Genomic DNA, 13400 nt, shown 5'->3' on the forward strand with positions numbered 1-13400 from the left:
CGGGGGGTGGTGGGCATCGCCATGCCCCGGTGACCGGGGGAGGACCGGCCGCAGGATCAGCCGAGGGACCGGCCGCCGGATCAGCCGAGGGAGCGGACCGGGAGCAGGCAGTGGGCGGCGGAGCGGACGACCTCCTCGTTCGCCGCGAAGGCCCGCAACTGGTCCTCGCTGACCGGCTGCCCCGGAACGGCCTCCGGCCACGGGGTCGTGGCGAACATGCCGTACACCTGGCCCTGTCCCAGCGCGGCCGCGAGCCACTCCGCGGGGGCCGGGTACTGCGCCTTGAGGTGCGGCATCGTCAGGACGGCCTGGCCCGCCTGGACGAGGAGCTTGGCCTGGATGCCCGGGGCCTCGGCCGCGTCCTGGATCGGGCCGCCGACCTGGAGGCCCGCCCGGCCCAGCGCGATGCGCAGCGCGTTGCTGCCGGCCTCCGGTCCGTCCTGTCCGTCGCCGAGCGAGTAGGCGAGGAGGTAGGCGGTGTCCTGGTCGGCGCCGGGCTGCCGGCTGCTCCAGCCGATCAGGATCTGGGTGCCCAACTGGGCCGGTGTGAAGGTGCCGGAGGAGGTCTGAGGTGTGGTCATGACCGGCACCCTAACGGCCACGGACCGGCCGGTATGCATGCGTATCACCCGATCGTGGGAGATCGGGGATATCAGGGAGACCGCCGGCCAACTTCGGTGGGGGCGCGGTAAAACCCGTTGACGGCGCCGGGAGCGTCGGGGCTAAGCTCAGCCGCGTAAGAACCCCGGGAATCACCCGGGGCATCGGGACCCGAGGAATCAGGAGGTGAGGACATTGATGACTGTCGTTGTGGTGGGCACTGCCCACAACCAGAAGAGCATCGTTCTCACCCCCGTGGCCACCGGCTGACCCACCTCACTTGTCCTCCGCGCCGGGCGCGCGCTGCCGGGGCCACCCTGTGAAGGGTTTCCCTTGTCTTTCTCGTTTCTTCCGGTTCCGTCCTCCTCGCACCCGCTGACTCCGTACGGCTGGGACGACGACTGGGCGGCCGCCTTCTCCTCCTATGCCGAGCAGGGTCTCGTCCCGGGGCGTGTCGTGCGGGTGGACCGTGGTCGATGCGACGTGATCACCCCTGACGGCCCGGTCCGGGCCGACACCGCGTTCGTGGTGCCACGCGACCCGATGCGGATCGTCTGCACCGGTGACTGGGTGGCGCTCGACGCGGACGGCGACCCACGCTTCGTCCGTACGCTGCTGCCGCGCCGGACCGCCTTCGTCCGCTCGACCTCCTCGGAACGGTCCGAGGGGCAGGTGCTCGCCACCAACATCGACCACATCGTCATCTGCGTCTCGCTCGCCGTCGAGCTGGACCTCGGGCGGATCGAGCGCTTCCTCGCGCTCGCCCTGTCCAGCTCCGACGGCGCCGCGCTGCTGGGCGACGGATACGGCGCCGGGGAGCACCGGCCGGAGCCGATCGTGCTGCTCACCAAGGCCGACCTGGTGCCCGACCCGGTCACCCTGTCCCACCTGGTCCAGGACATCGAGGCCATCGCGCCCGGCGTCCAGGTGTACCCCGTCAGCTCCACCACCGGTGCGGGTCTCGACGTGCTCGGCGCCGTCGTCTCCGGCGGTACGAGCGTGCTCCTCGGCATCTCCGGCGCCGGCAAGTCCACCCTCGCCAACACCCTGCTCGGCCGGGAGGAGATGGAGGTGCGGGCCGCCCGTGACGTGGACGGCAAGGGCCGGCACACCACGACCACCCGCAACCTCCTCGTCCTGCCGCAGGGGGGCGTCCTCATCGACACCCCCGGGCTGCGCGGGGTGGGCCTCTTCGACGCCGGGACCGGGGTCGGCGAGCTGTTCGCGGAGATCGAGGAGCTGGCGGCCCGCTGCCGGTTCCACGACTGCGGCCACGCGAGCGAGCCCGGGTGCGCGGTCCTCGCCGCGCTGGAGGACGGCACCCTGCCCGACCGGCGGCTGGAGAGTTACCGCAAGCTGCTGCGCGAGAACCAGCGGATCGTCGCCAAGACCGACGCCCGGGTGCGCTCGGAGATGCTGAAGGACTGGAAGCGCAAGGGCGCCGAGGGGCGCGCGGCCATGCAGGCCAAGCGCGGGGGCCGGGTGCGGTAGCCCGCCGGGTCGGTACGGTTCGACGTCCGAAAACCGCGAGTGCGGCAGCGGCGGCTGCCGCACACTGGACGGTGTGATGGACGAACGGACCAGGTACGAGGCGGTGACCAGCCGCGACGCACGGTTCGACGGCGTGTTCTTCTTCGCCGTCGTGACCACCGGCATCTACTGCCGGCCGAGCTGCCCCGCCGTCACCCCCCGACGCGCCAACGTGCGCTTCTACCCCACGGCCGCCGCCGCCCAGGCGGGCGGCTTCCGGGCCTGCCGACGGTGCCGCCCCGACGCCGTGCCCGGCTCGGCCGAGTGGAACGTCCGCGCCGATGTCGTGGGGCGGGCCGTGCGGCTGATCGGCGACGGTGTGGTGGACCGCGAGGGCGTCCCCGGCCTCGCCGGGCGGCTCGGCTACAGCGCCCGGCAGGTCCAGCGCCAGCTCAACGCCGAGCTGGGCGCCGGACCGGTCGCGCTGGCCCGCGCCCAGCGTTCCCACACCGCCCGGGTGCTCCTCCAGACCACCGGCCTGCCCGTCACCGAGATCGCCTTCGCGGCCGGGTTCGCCAGCGTGCGCCAGTTCAACGACACCATCCGCCGGATCTACGCCCGCACCCCCAGCGCCCTGCGCGCGGAGGCCGGGACCGGGCTCGGCGGGGGCCGGGGCACGGGGCTGCGGGCCGGGATCCCGCTGCGGCTCGCCCATCGGGGCCCGTACGCCGCCGGTGCCGTCTTCGACCTGCTGGGGGAGGGGGCCGTGGCCCGGGTCGAGGAGATGGCCGGGGAGCCGGGGCGCCGCACCTACCGGCGTACGCTGCGGCTCCCGTACGGGACCGGGATCGCCGCCGTCGACGAGGGATCGCCGGGACCGTGGCTGGAGGCCCGGATCCACCTCACCGACCTGCGCGACCTGACCACCGCCGTACAGCGGCTGCGGCGCCTGTTCGACCTGGACGCCGACCCGTACGCCGTCGACGAGGCCCTGGCCGCCGACCCCCGGCTCGCCCCGCTGGTCGCCGCCCGGCCGGGGCTGCGCTCGCCGGGGGCGGCGGACCCGGAGGAGGAGGCGGTACGGGCGCTGGTGGGGCGGGAGCGGGCGGCGGAGCTGGTCGAGCGGTACGGCAAGGTGCTGGACGTGCCGTGCGGCGCGCTCACCCACGTGTTCCCGGAGCCGGGCGTGCTGGCCGGGGCCGTCACCGACCCGGCCCTGCGGACCCTGGCCGCCGCGCTCGCCGACGGGGAGCTGCGGCTGGACGCGGGGGCGGACCGGGAGGAGGCGGAACGGGGGCTCGGCACGCTGCCCGGGGTGGACCGGCGGACCGCCGCGCTGATCCGGATGCGGGCGCTCGGGGATCCGGATGTCGACCCGTACGGGACGGCGGGGGCCGAGCGGTGGCGGCCGTGGTGTTCGTACGCCGTACGCCATCTGGAGACGGCCGCGCGTCAGCCCCAGATCAGCGCCCCCAGCCAGGCCCCCGCCACCAGCAGGCACGCGAACAGCTCCACCAGCACCGCGTAGCCCGTCGCCCGCATCACCGAGCGCACCGACGTCCAGCCCGCGCCACGACTGCCCAGCCGCAGCCGCTCCGCGCCGTAGATCGCCCCCACGAACCCGGCGATGCCGCCCACCACGGGCACCACGAAGAATCCCACGATCCCCGCGACCCCGCCGATCATCAGCGTCCGGCGGGGCGCGCCCGACTCGGCCGGGCGGCGTGGCGGCAGCAGCGGCTTCAGGGCCTGGTTCACCAGCATCAGGGCCGTTGCGCCGATCAGGACGCCCCAGGCCGTCGGAGTCATGTCGGTCAGCGCCCACCACAGCACCGCCGCCCAGACGATGGCCTGGCCCGGCACGCCCGGTACCAGGACCCCGACCAGGCCCAGCAGCATGACCAGGCCCACGCCGACGAGCTGCCACACACCCATTCGACCAGCCTGCCGGAGAGCGCACCGCTCCGCGCGTCAGCGCACGCTCGCGACCTGCGCCGACGGGCGCGACCCGGGCGGAGCGGAACGGGCGACCCAGCCCCGCTCGTACGCGTGCCAGCCGAGCTGGAGCCGGGTGGAGACCCCGGTCAGCTCCATCAGCCCCTTGACCCGGCGCTGCACGGTCCGCAGCCCCAGCTCCAACTGCTTGGCCACGCTGGCGTCGGTCAGCCCGGCCAGCAGCAGCGACAGGATCTCCAGATCGGTGGGGTCGGGGCCGACGCCGTCCTCACGCACCTCGCCACCGCCCTCACCCAGCCGCAGCGGCATCGCCTCCCGCCACACCGCCTCGAAGAGGCCCATGAGCGACTCCAGCAGCCCGCTGGCGTGCACGACCAGCGCGGCGGGCTCGGCGCCGCGCCCGGTCAGCGGGACCATCGCCGTGGTCCCGTCGGCGATCACCAGCTTCGTCGGCACCCGGTCGACCACCCGGCACTGCTCGTCCCGGCTCAGCGCGGCCGACAGCTCCAGGATCCCCGACGGCAGCGACAGCACCTCGCGCTCGACGACCACCCGGTAGGCCACCCCGCGCGAGGCCGCCCGCTCCTCGGACTCGTTCTCCATGCCGGTCACCGCGATCGGCTTGCCGGTGACCAGGGCGCACACCTCGGACGCCGCGCCCAACTGCAACTGGTGGAAGCGCTGGGCGACCGCCGCCGAGCCGGTCACCACCTCCACCAGGTCGTGCACCTCGGGCTCGCTCGCCTCCGCCCGGTACTCCGCGGCCAGCAGCGCGGACGCCAGCTCCGCCTGCTCCAGCTCGTGGCGCTGCTGGATCAGCAGGGCCCCCAGCGCGACGCCCGGCGGGGCCGCCACCCAGCGGCCCGGGCGGGCCGAGGACTGTGCGGCCAGCCCCTGCTGCTCCAGCCGCCGCAGCACCCGTTCGGCGTCCGCCTCCGGGAGGGACAGGCGGTGCGCGAGATCGGAGAGTTCCGCCGCTCCCGCCGCCACCAGCGCGCGGTACGCGGCTTCCTGCCTCTCGTCGAGACCCAGTGCCCCCAGCATCTGCCGACCCTCCCCGGTGTGGTGATCGCGCTTCGTGGCGCCCGTTCCGGCCGGTTCGCCGTGGCGGAAAAGGGCCACGGCGTAAACCCGCCGCGCACATCATCCCCTGTACCCCTGGTCCCTCTGCCAGTCTTGCGCCACTCCCGTACCGGCGACAGTACCGGCGATCTGTACATCCGATGATCACACCGACCGGTCCGCCGGGCGTCCTTCCCGTGGGGGGTGGGGCCGCCCGGCGGACCTCAGGTGCGAGCCACTTTTTCCTGATGTCCCGTTTTCGGGCGGCCTTCGCGGTGGACAATAAGGGCATGAGTCAGCAGGGGGAGAAGCCCGCCGCCCATGAGGACGACTGGTGGCGGAAGCTGTACGACGAGACCGCGCCGGACACCGGTCCGAGCAGCGCGCCCGACAGCCTCGACGACCGCTTCGACTCCGTGTCGGACACGGTGAGCGAGGCGGTGGAGACGGAGTTGGAGCCGTTGCCGGAGGTGAGACCGGATCCCCGCACGGCCTGGGACCCCTACCGCGAGCAGGCGCCACCGTCCGAGGATTCAGAGCCGGCGCCGGAGCCGAAGCCGGTCCCGGTCGCCACTCAGGCCGCCGTCCCCGGCCCCCGTAACACCGTCTTCCCCGCTCCCTGGGAAGCCCCCGCCGGACCGCCCGGCCCCCGCACCTTCGCCGTGCCGAAACCGCCCGAGCCCGAGCCGCCGCCCGAGCCGGTGGCCGCCGGACCCACCACGCCCGACCCCGTCGCCCCGCACGAACTCCCCCCGGACTGGGCCGCGAGCGACGCCCCGGCCGATGGCGGCGGCGGGCCCCGGCCCTTCGTCGACCACCTGGGGGACCGGCCGCCCACCTACGACGCCGAGCCAGCCGCCCTGCCCGCCGCCACCTCGGAGAACCTGGACGCCCTGGTCCCCGACACCGTGCTGGACGGCGCCCGGTACGGGACGTACACCCTGCGGGCCGCCTCCGTGCGGGGCGACTCCGCGCGGTTCCGGGGCGAGCCCCGGCGGGACGCGCTGCTCACCGCCCGGTTCGGGGCGGCCGAGAGCGCCCTCGTGCTCGTCGCCGTGGCCGGGGGCGTACGGGGCGGCGAGGGGGCGCATCTCGCGGCGGCCGACGCCTGCCGCTGGATCGGCGGGGCGGTGGCCCGCAGCCACGCCCGGCTCTCCGAGGACATAAGGGCGGGCCGCCGGGCCGACCTGAAGTCCGGGCTGCACCGGCTCACCGACCGGACGTACGGCAAGCTCCGCGCGCGGGCCGCCGAACTCGGTATGGAACCGGGGGAGTACACCACCAGCCTGCGCTGTCTGCTGCTCTCCGCCGACCCCGACTGCCGTACCCGGGTCTTCTTCGGCGTCGGCAGCGGTGGCCTCTTCCGGCTCCGTGACGGGCTCTGGCAGGATCTGGAGCCGGTGATTCCGGAGCAGTCCGCCTCCTCCTCCGGCGCCGGCGGCGTGAGCGAGGAGGGGCCGGACGGTGACCGGCTGACCATGGACCTCCAGATCACCACGCCCCCGTCCCCGTACAGCGACGGCCCCGCCCCGCCGCCCGCCGAACTCTTCCGGTTCCGGGCCTCCGTGGCCCGCCCGGGCGACACGCTGCTGCTGTGCAGCAACGGGTTCGCCGAGCCGATGCGCGACGAACCCGAGCTTCCCGACGAGCTCGCCGAGCGCTGGGGGCCGCCGGGGCCGCCCGGACTGCCCGCCTTCCTCGCCGACACCCAGCTCCGGATCAAGGGGTACGCGGACGACCGCACGTGCGCGGCCGTCTGGGAGGCGTAACCGCGCACGCCATGGGTTGATGGACTCCGGAGGCCGCACGTCAGGCCGACGTTTCGGCCTCCGGAGTCCGGACAACCGACAGTGCACGGAGCACGGGCAAGGGAAGGGTGCGCACCCATGGCCAAGCAGAACGTGGCGGAGCAGTTCGTCGACATCCTCGCCAGGGCGGGCGTCAAGCGCCTGTACGGCGTCGTCGGCGACAGCCTGAACCCCGTCGTGGACGCCATTCGGCGTAACTCGGCCATCGACTGGATCCATGTCCGGCACGAGGAGACCGCCGCCTTCGCGGCCGGCGCCGAGGCCCAGATCACCGGGAACCTGGCGGCCTGCGCCGGCTCCTGCGGGCCGGGCAACCTGCACCTCATCAACGGCCTGTACGACGCGCACCGCTCGATGGCCCCGGTCCTCGCCCTCGCCTCGCACATCCCCTCCAGCGAGATCGGGCTCGGCTACTTCCAGGAGACCCATCCGGAGCTGCTCTTCCAGGAGTGCAGCCACTACAACGAGATGATCTCCAACCCGGAGCAGATGCCGCGCCTCCTCCAGACCGCGATCCAGCACGCCATCGGGCAGGGCGGCGTCAGCGTCGTGACCATGCCGGGCGACATCGCCTCCAAGGCCGCGCCGGAGAAGACCGCCGAGCACGCCCTGGTCACCTCGCGGCCGACCGTCCGGCCCGGCGACGAGGAGATCGACAAGCTCTGCCGGATGGTGGACGAGGCCAAACGGGTGACGCTGTTCTGCGGCAGCGGCACTGCGGGCGCGCACGCCGAGGTGATGGAGTTCGCGGAGAAGGTGAAGTCCCCGGTCGGCCACGCGCTGCGCGGCAAGGAGTGGATCCAGTACGACAACCCGTACGACGTCGGCATGAGCGGGCTGCTCGGCTACGGCGCCGCCTACGAGGCGACCCACGAGTGCGATCTGCTGATCCTGCTCGGCACGGACTTCCCGTACAACGCGTTCCTCCCGGACGACGTGAAGATCGTCCAGGTCGACGTGCGGCCCGAACGTCTCGGCCGGCGCTCCAAGCTGGACCTCGCGGTGTGGGGTGATGTGCGCGAGACGCTGCGCTGTCTGACGCCCCGGGTGAAGCCCAAGAGCGACCGCAAGTTCCTCGACCGGATGCTGAAGAAGCACGCCGACGCGCTGGAGGGGGTCGTCAAGGCGTACACCCGCAAGGTCGAGAAGCACACGCCGATCCATCCCGAGTACGTCGCCTCCGTCCTCGACGACATGGCGGACGAGGATGCCGTGTTCACCGTAGACACCGGCATGAACAACGTCTGGGCCGCTCGCTATCTGACCCCCAACGGCAAGCGGCGGGTGATCGGTTCGTTCAGCCACGGCTCGATGGCCAACGCGCTGCCGCAGGCGATCGGCGCGCAGTTCACGGACCGTAACCGGCAGGTCGTCGCGATGTCGGGGGACGGCGGATTCTCCATGCTGATGGGCGACTTCCTCACCCTGGTCCAGTACGACCTGCCGGTGAAGGTGGTGCTGTTCAACAACTCCTCGCTCGGCATGGTGGAGTTGGAGATGATGGTCGGCGGGCTGCCCGCCTACGGCACCACCAACAAGAACCCCGACTTCGCCGCCGTGGCCCGCGCCTGCGGGGCGTACGGGGTCCGGGTCGAGAAGCCCAAGCAGTTGGAGAGTGCGCTGAAGGACGCCTTCAAGCACAAGGGCCCCGCGCTCGTCGACGTGGTGACCGACCCCAACGCGCTCTCCATCCCGCCGAAGATCAAGGCCGACATGGTCACCGGCTTCGCGCTGTCGGCGAGCAAGGTGGTGCTGGACGGCGGCGTGGGCCGGATGCTCCAGATGGCCCGCTCCAACCTCCGTAACGTGCCCCGCCCTTGACATCCTCACCGCTCCTGGTGCGCCCCCGGCGCTGCCCGGAGCGCCCCTGAAGGTGTGCACGGGACGACGTATCCTCGTGCGCCCCCCGCTGCCTCCGCCGGTGCCCTTCCCGTCGGGCCCGGTAAGCGTGACCGTGTGCGTACAGGGGCATGCATCCCGTGAGGCCGTTCGACGGACGGCCGGGACGAAGGAGGTCCGATCGCTGTGCGGGCGGGGGAAACGGTGAAGCGTCAGAAGAGGTCTCAGGCCGGCGAGGGGCGCGGCCCGCAGGGGCGCAGACCGGGCGGGGCGCCGCAGCAGCCGGCCCGGATGCACCGCAGGGTCGGCCATACGGAACGGTCGGCGGTGGGGGAGGTCCGGCGCGAGCTGCGGGAGTTCCTGCGCCACCGCTCCGGACCCGAACAGGTGGAGGCGGCGGAGCTGCTGCTGAGCGAGCTGGTGACCAACGCGCTGATCCACACCCGGCACGGGGCGGTGGTCACCGCGACGGCGACCCCCGCGGCGCTCCGGGTGGAGGTGCAGGACTTCGAGGCGGACCTGCCCGCGCCGTACGTACCGAACGCCGACGACGGTACGCACGGCAGGGGGCTGATCCTGGTGCGGAGTCTGGCCGACGCGTGGGGGGTCGAGGCGCGGGCCCTGGGGAAGGTGGTCTGGTTCGAGCTGCGCGGTGAGAGCGCCTGAACGGCCCTTTTCGGTAAGGCTGTTCAGGCCTCTCACCGCCGTACGCACGGGTCATGCCCCCGTGTACTGCTGCTCCAGGTCCTTCAGTTTCTGTTCCAGCGAGTCGAGCCGGGGGAGTGCCTGGGTGTCGTCCTCAGCGGTGAGGTCGACCGTCCGTGCGTCACTTCCCGGGTTCGAAGGGCCAAGGCTCTTCGAGCTCGAACCGTCCGCCGGCTGCTTCGGGCCGACGGCTTGCAGGGATGGCCGGGGTCGCAGAGGCAGCTGACCCGGCTCCGCTATGGCGGGCTCCGCGACGGGCGGCGCCGTGCCTCCCGAGGCCGGGGCGAGGGCCTGGACGTCCACCTGGTGGCCGAGGCGGCCGCGCCCCCAGGCCCGGTTCTGCCGGTTCAGGGCCTTGATGCGGGCCCGGTCCAGCTTCGCCTGCTCTCTGCGGCGGATCCGGTCCTGCTCCTGCTCCTTGCGGTCCTCCCGCACCTCGTCGACCGCCTCGTCCAGCGTGCGTACGCCTTCGAGGAGCATCAGCGACCAGGCGCCGAAGGTCTCCCGAGGCGCCCGCAGCCAGCGGACGATGCGGATCTGCGGCAACGGACGGGGCACCAGGCCCTGTTCGCGCAGCGCGGCCCGGCGGGTCTGCTTCAGGGCGCGGTCGAAGAGCACCGCGGCCGAGAGGGACATCCCCGCGAAGAAGTGCGGAGCACCCGCGTGGTCCATGCCCCGCGGGGCATGCACCCAGTTGAACCAGGCGGCGGCCCCGGCGAACGTCCACACCAGCAGCCGGGAGCCGAGCGCCGCGTCTCCGTGGCTCGCCTCCCGTACGGCCAGCACGGAACAGAACATCGCGGCACCGTCCAGTCCGAACGGCACCAGGTACTCCCAGCCGCCGCTCAGACTCAGGTTCTGCCGGCCGAAGCCGACGAGCCCGTGGAAGGAGAGCGCGGCGGCGACGGCCGCGCAGCAGAACAGCAGGACGTAACTGGCGGTGGCGTACAGCGCTTCCTTGCGCCGGCGGCGCTCCTCGCTGCGTTCCCAGGAGTCGTCGGCCGCGGCCTTGCCGGCGGCACGCTTGCCGCGTGCGACCACCGTCACCGCCGCCATGACTCCCACGAGCAGCACGGCGCCCGGAAGCAGCCAGTCAAGCGATATGTCGGTCAGTCTCATGCGCGGTCCCTTGCGTCACGTAGGGCGTTTCGTGCGCCATCGTGACGGAATTCCCGTCCCGCTCCGGGGGTTTCGGGACAAGAGCACGCCATGGGGGTGGGAGAGCTTATCGATGGGTGGAATCTTCTCGAACTGACAGGTGGGGAAGCCGAGTTGCGTTCGATTCCACGTCATCCGGACGGGCGGTGTGGATGCCGGGCGGATCAGGAAGCGGTGGCGAGCTTCCGGACCCGGTCCGCGTCACAGGTGCGCGGGCAGGTCACACAGGTGTCCTCGGGGCGCAGGGTGTAGAAGAGGCAGCAGCTCGCCCGGTCCCGGGTCGGCAGCGGCTGCCCCTCGGGCCCGGTCAGCTCGCGGAAGCCCGCGCTGCCGACGTAGGGCTTCGTGGTGCCGGGGAGCAGCAGCTCCAGCTCGGCCATGGCGCGGCGCTCCTCGCCGAGCAGATGCGCGATGTACCAGAGGCCCTCGACGATCTCGTCCGTCGCCATCCCCCACAGCGCCCGCTTCCCTCGCCGCATGCGCGGCCCGAACCCCGTCAGCACCGGCTCCAGGTGTTCGGTGAGGGCCGCCAGCACCTCGGCCCGCAGCGCCGCCTCGTCCGGGACCACCCGGGCGCCGGGCAGGGACGCGGCCGGGTCGTCCGGCAGGCAGGCGAACGCGCGGACCCGCACGGTGAGGTGTCCCAGCGCCCGCTGGAAGGCGACGTCCTCGACGGGGACGCGCGGCACCCGGCGGTGCAGGAACCAGGGCACGGTCACCAGCAGGCAGGCGGGCCAGGCGTACCGGTGGAGGCCGAAGCTGGCCACCACGTCGGGGCGGGCCTGCTGTCCGTAGTCCCGGAGCACCTGGGCGTCGTCCCAGGCCAGGAAGGCGTCCACGGCCGGCCCGCCGGCGGCCAGCTCGGCCGCGCCGACCCAGCCGGCGCCCGAGGGGGCCGGCGCGCCCTCGTCGAGCACCTCGGCGCGCAGCCCGGGGAAGACCTCGGTCAGGCGTGCGTACGCGGCCGTCACGGGGGACGTCGCGGCGCCGGCGAGCAGCGGGGTGAGCGTCATTCAGGGACCGCCGAATCGGGATCGTTTGAGGTAAGGCTTACCTTACCCGATGCGATCGATGTTTGAACTGCAGCCTCCTGGCTCTATCGTGCACGGGGGGCCGGGCGCACGCGACCCGGCCCGCAGGACGCCCCTAGGAGGCCCGGGTGGAGCAGAGCAGCGCGCGAGGGGGCGTACGGCCGCCGTACGGACCCGGCGCGCACGCGGGCACCCCGGCGACCGGCCGGGTACCCGAACAGATGTGCGTGGGCCGTCCGCAGGACGCGGACCGGGCCGGCGGCGTGGACCGTGCCCGTGGTGAGCACACCCACAGCGAGCCGCCCGCCCCGCGTGTGATCCGTCACTCCGTCCGGGGCCAGATCCTGGCGGCCCTGCGCGCCGCGCTCGTCGACGGCGAGCTGACCCCCGGCCAGGTCTACTCCGCCCCCGTGCTCGGCGCCCGTTTCGGGGTCTCCGCGACCCCGGTGCGCGAGGCGATGCAGCAACTGGCCACCGAGGGCGCCGTCGAGGTGGTGCCGAACCGCGGCTTCCGGGTCAGCGAGCGCGGGCCCCGTGAGCTGGCGGAGCTGGCCGAGGTACGGGCCCTGATCGAGGTACCGGTGATGCTCCGGCTGGCCCGCACCGTCCCGGCGGAACGGTGGTGCGCGCTGCGCCCGCTGGCCGACGCGACGGTCACGGCGGCGGCGGTGGGCGACCGGGCGAGCTACGCCGAGTGCGACCGGGCCTTCCACCGCGCGGTCCTCACCCTGGCGGGCAACGAGCAACTGGTCACGATCGCCGACGAGCTGCACCGCCGTTCGCAGTGGCCGCTGGTCGCCGGTCCCGCCACCCGCCGGGCCGACCTGCTGGCGGACGCCGCCGAGCACACCGCGCTGCTCGACGCGCTGATCGCGCAGGACCTGGCCGTCGTCCAGGCCCTCGTACGGGAACACTTCACCGGCGCGGACGGCTGACCGCCCGCGCGGGGAGAAGTCCTCAGGTGGCCGCCGCCGGCCGCGGCCCCGGGACGCCGATGTGCGGCGCCAGCCACGTCGGCACCCCGCCGAGCAGCCGGAACAGCCGCCCCGCCTCCGCACGCAGCCGGGCCGCCTCCGGCTCGGGCTCCGCCTCCGCCAGGGAGATCAGCGCCGGGGCCGTACCGACCAGGTAGCCCAGCTCCTCGCGGATCCGCAGCGACTCCGCGAAACCGTGCCGCGCCTCGGCCAGTTCACCCTCCTGGAGCGCCAGGGAGGCGAGGTGGCGCCAGGTGAAGGAGAGCAGCAGCTCGTCGCCGCGCGCGGCCGCCCCGGCGTGCGCCCGGCGGTACGCCGCCCGCGCCGACTGCGGGGAGTCCGCGATGTACTGGGCGATCAGTCCGCGCCGGAAGTCCAGCAGCGGCCGTCCGGGGGCTGTGGGCGCCAGCAGCGCCGCCGCCCTGCTCAGCGCCACGCTCGCCTCGTCCGCCCGGTCCCGTACGCCCAGCAGGGTCGAGGCGTAGGCCAGATGGCCCCGCTCGCAGGCGGCCCCGCCGCGCTCGTCGTCGGTGCGGGCCAGCGCCTCCGCCGAGCGCAGGGCGTCCTCGGCGTCGGTCCAGCCCTCTCCGGTGTAGAGACAGCGCTCGGTCAGCAGGGCGGTGCGCTGGATCGCCGCCGCCGGGTCGCCCGCCGCGTGCGGCTCCAGCAGGGCGGCGGCATCCGCCCAGCAGGCGCGGGACCGCAGCCGCCATACCGCTGTCTGGAGCGGCGGATCGTCATCTGCTGTCGTTCCGGAACCAGACATGGCGGTATCCGCCACATTGCCCTCCCCGAGC

Annotated in this window: 12 protein-coding genes; 6 read left to right on the forward strand and 6 right to left on the reverse strand. The window is 73.5% G+C overall.

Annotated elements, in window-relative coordinates; genetic code table 11:
* Positions 1 to 80: 80 nt before the first annotated feature.
* Positions 81 to 581: a DUF5949 family protein gene (locus ACFWRT_RS33910; protein WP_128850009.1), complete on the reverse strand. Its 501-nt coding sequence runs from the start codon at positions 579 to 581 to the stop codon at positions 81 to 83.
* A gap of 352 nt (positions 582 to 933) precedes the next feature.
* On the opposite strand from ACFWRT_RS33910, the gene rsgA reads away from it, so the two are divergent.
* Together rsgA and ACFWRT_RS33920 are read left to right on the forward strand one after the other, a co-directional pair.
* On the forward strand, positions 934 to 2091 hold the full coding sequence (gene rsgA, locus ACFWRT_RS33915; RefSeq protein ID WP_380952343.1) for a ribosome small subunit-dependent GTPase A: 1158 nt from the start codon (positions 934 to 936) through the stop codon (positions 2089 to 2091).
* 76 nt (positions 2092 to 2167) lie between these two features.
* Positions 2168 to 3598 (forward strand): DNA-3-methyladenine glycosylase 2 family protein, encoded by a 1431-nt coding sequence (locus tag ACFWRT_RS33920; RefSeq protein ID WP_380952344.1) that lies wholly within the window; start codon positions 2168 to 2170, stop codon positions 3596 to 3598.
* On the opposite strand, the gene ACFWRT_RS33925 is transcribed toward ACFWRT_RS33920, so the two are convergent.
* Together ACFWRT_RS33925 and ACFWRT_RS33930 are read right to left on the reverse strand one after the other, a co-directional pair.
* Positions 3523 to 4005 carry a DUF456 domain-containing protein gene (locus tag ACFWRT_RS33925; RefSeq protein ID WP_380952345.1) on the reverse strand — a complete coding sequence of 161 codons (483 nt, stop codon included), beginning with the start codon at positions 4003 to 4005 and terminating at the stop codon, positions 3523 to 3525. The genes ACFWRT_RS33920 and ACFWRT_RS33925 overlap by 76 nt on opposite strands.
* Before the next feature lie 36 nt (positions 4006 to 4041).
* Positions 4042 to 5070 carry a helix-turn-helix domain-containing protein gene (locus ACFWRT_RS33930; protein WP_380952346.1) on the reverse strand — a complete coding sequence of 343 codons (1029 nt, stop codon included), beginning with the start codon at positions 5068 to 5070 and terminating at the stop codon, positions 4042 to 4044.
* Between the two features lie 308 nt (positions 5071 to 5378).
* On the opposite strand from ACFWRT_RS33930, the gene ACFWRT_RS33935 reads away from it, so the two are divergent.
* The 3 genes from ACFWRT_RS33935 (at position 5379) to ACFWRT_RS33945 (ending at position 9401) form a co-directional block, all read left to right on the forward strand.
* Complete coding sequence (locus ACFWRT_RS33935) at positions 5379 to 6857, forward strand: protein phosphatase 2C domain-containing protein (protein WP_380952347.1); 1479 nt, start codon at positions 5379 to 5381, stop codon at positions 6855 to 6857.
* A gap of 117 nt (positions 6858 to 6974) precedes the next feature.
* Positions 6975 to 8717 (forward strand): pyruvate dehydrogenase, encoded by a 1743-nt coding sequence (locus tag ACFWRT_RS33940; protein WP_380952348.1) that lies wholly within the window; start codon positions 6975 to 6977, stop codon positions 8715 to 8717.
* 309 nt (positions 8718 to 9026) lie between these two features.
* Entirely contained in the window at positions 9027 to 9401 is a 375-nt protein-coding gene (locus ACFWRT_RS33945) for an ATP-binding protein (RefSeq protein ID WP_326707627.1), read from the forward strand.
* 51 nt (positions 9402 to 9452) lie between these two features.
* Here ACFWRT_RS33945 and ACFWRT_RS33950 read toward each other — a convergent pair whose 3' ends face one another.
* Together ACFWRT_RS33950 and ACFWRT_RS33955 are read right to left on the reverse strand one after the other, a co-directional pair.
* Positions 9453 to 10559: a DUF2637 domain-containing protein gene (locus ACFWRT_RS33950; RefSeq protein ID WP_380952349.1), complete on the reverse strand. Its 1107-nt coding sequence runs from the start codon at positions 10557 to 10559 to the stop codon at positions 9453 to 9455.
* A 203-nt stretch (positions 10560 to 10762) separates the two neighbouring features.
* On the reverse strand, positions 10763 to 11611 hold the full coding sequence (locus tag ACFWRT_RS33955; RefSeq protein ID WP_380952350.1) for a (2Fe-2S)-binding protein: 849 nt from the start codon (positions 11609 to 11611) through the stop codon (positions 10763 to 10765).
* 146 nt (positions 11612 to 11757) lie between these two features.
* On the opposite strand from ACFWRT_RS33955, the gene ACFWRT_RS33960 reads away from it, so the two are divergent.
* A complete protein-coding gene (locus ACFWRT_RS33960; protein ID WP_380952351.1) occupies positions 11758 to 12564 on the forward strand; it encodes a GntR family transcriptional regulator in 807 nt (268 codons plus the stop codon).
* Positions 12565 to 12586: 22 nt separating this feature from the next.
* On the opposite strand, the gene ACFWRT_RS33965 is transcribed toward ACFWRT_RS33960, so the two are convergent.
* Entirely contained in the window at positions 12587 to 13369 is a 783-nt protein-coding gene (locus ACFWRT_RS33965) for a hypothetical protein (RefSeq protein WP_380952352.1), read from the reverse strand.
* Positions 13370 to 13400: the final 31 nt, after the last annotated feature.

The organism is Streptomyces cyaneofuscatus (assembly GCF_042718795.1).
GTDB lineage: Bacteria > Actinomycetota > Actinomycetes > Streptomycetales > Streptomycetaceae > Streptomyces > Streptomyces cyaneofuscatus_A.